We start from the raw sequence: 1,738 nt of genomic DNA on the forward strand, positions 1-1,738 counted from the left end.
AGTATATGAAACTGGCGGTTATATAGCGGAATACGAAGGAACTTTAACCGCGCAATAATTGATACAGAGTTGAGGTTATTAATCAAAATTAGATTGATTAAACTGAAAATAAAACCGAGTTCTTTATCTTAATTGATTAAAGGCTCGGTTTTTTATCTTATATAATATCAAATATTAACCCAGTTTTAAACTACATTCATGTTCTTCTTTTTTATACATAGCCTGTCTTTTCATTAATAAATCGAAATCTACCAAATGTCCGTCAAATTCTGGACCTTCAACGCAAGCAAATTTAGTTTCCGTTCCTACCAATACTCTACAACAACCGCACATTCCCGTTCCGTCAATCATAATAGGATTTAGGCTAACAGTCGTTGGCAAATTATATTCTTTCGTAAGTTTTGCCACGAATTTCATCATTATTGCGGGACCGATTGCGATTACTTCGGAGATTTTTTCGCCTTTTTCGTAAACTCTTTTAATCATATCGGTTACAAGTCCTTTTTCTCCGTAGCTTCCGTTATCGGTGCAAATTAAAGTTTCTTCGGAGATTTTTTTCATCATATCTTCCATAATGATTAATGATTTGTCTCTCGCTCCCAAAATTGATACGACTTTATTTCCGTTATTATGATGCGATTGAGCTATTGGATGCAAAGGAGCGATTCCTACTCCTCCGCCAACGCATAAAACTATTCCGTCATGCTTTTCAATATGAGTAGGCTGTCCCAACGGACCTATAACATCCATTATTTCGTCTCCGACTTGCAGCTCCATAAGTTTAGCCGTCGAATATCCTACATCTTGAGTGACTATCATGATAGTTCCATCGTTCGTATCTGCGTCAGCTATTGTAAGAGGAATTCTCTCTCCCACTTCGTTTAATCTAAAAATGATAAAATTTCCCGCTTTACGATGTTTCGCTATATCTGGAGCGACAACTTTCATCATAAAAACTTTTTCCGACCATTGTTCTCTTTCTACTATTTTATAACCCATAAAAAACCTCCGTTTTAATTTTAAATATATTATTAATTATTATCGGAAGAAGCCGCTTCCGTATTATTTTCTTCGTTATTGTTTGAATTTTCAATTTCTTCGTTTTCATTATTTGATTCTTCGGCTTTTATCAAATCGGAGTATTTAGGAATTTTCACTCCGAGTCTTTCAATCAATCTTGCTTTTTTGCCGACTTTATTTCTCAAATAATATAATTTTGCTCTTCTTACTTTAGCTTTGCGAACAATATCCACATGGTCTATTCTTGGAGAGTTGATTAAAAATATTCTTTCGACTCCGACTCCGTAGGATATTTTGCGAACTATAAAACTTTTGTTTATACCTTTACCGCGAATTGAAATAACGACTCCCTCGAAAGCCTGCAATCTTTCTCTATCGCCTTCTATAATCTTTACCCAAACTTTTACCGTATCGCCTATTTCAAAAGGTAAAATCGCTTCTTTTTTGTATTTTGCTTCGACTAATCTAATTTTCTGTTCCATTTTATAATCTCCCGTTTATTAAAACCTTAAAATTATTTTAAATCCCTTTATGTTCTTATACTTATTTACACTTATTAAATATTATTGAATAATTATAACATATCGTATGAATTTTATCAAGCGAATTTTTTAATAAAATTTACTAACTTTTAGAATATACTATGAAAATTATTTGAATTTAGATATTTATCGCTATATAATTAGTTAATTATAATTATTGACAATTTTTATTTATG

General features: G+C 32.1%; 2 protein-coding genes. Both read right to left on the reverse strand.

The features are described 5' to 3' along the window. Positions 1 to 174: 174 nt before the first annotated feature. Positions 175 to 999: a sulfide/dihydroorotate dehydrogenase-like FAD/NAD-binding protein gene (locus EZH24_RS11220; protein WP_137999190.1), complete on the reverse strand. Its 825-nt coding sequence runs from the start codon at positions 997 to 999 to the stop codon at positions 175 to 177. A gap of 32 nt (positions 1,000 to 1,031) precedes the next feature. After that, a complete protein-coding gene (rplS, locus tag EZH24_RS11225) occupies positions 1,032 to 1,502 on the reverse strand; it encodes a 50S ribosomal protein L19 (RefSeq protein ID WP_137999191.1) in 471 nt (156 codons plus the stop codon). Positions 1,503 to 1,738 lie beyond the last annotated feature (236 nt).

It is taken from the genome of Brachyspira catarrhinii, from assembly GCF_005518285.1.
In the GTDB taxonomy this organism is placed as follows: Bacteria; Spirochaetota; Brachyspiria; order Brachyspirales; family Brachyspiraceae; genus Brachyspira; species Brachyspira catarrhinii.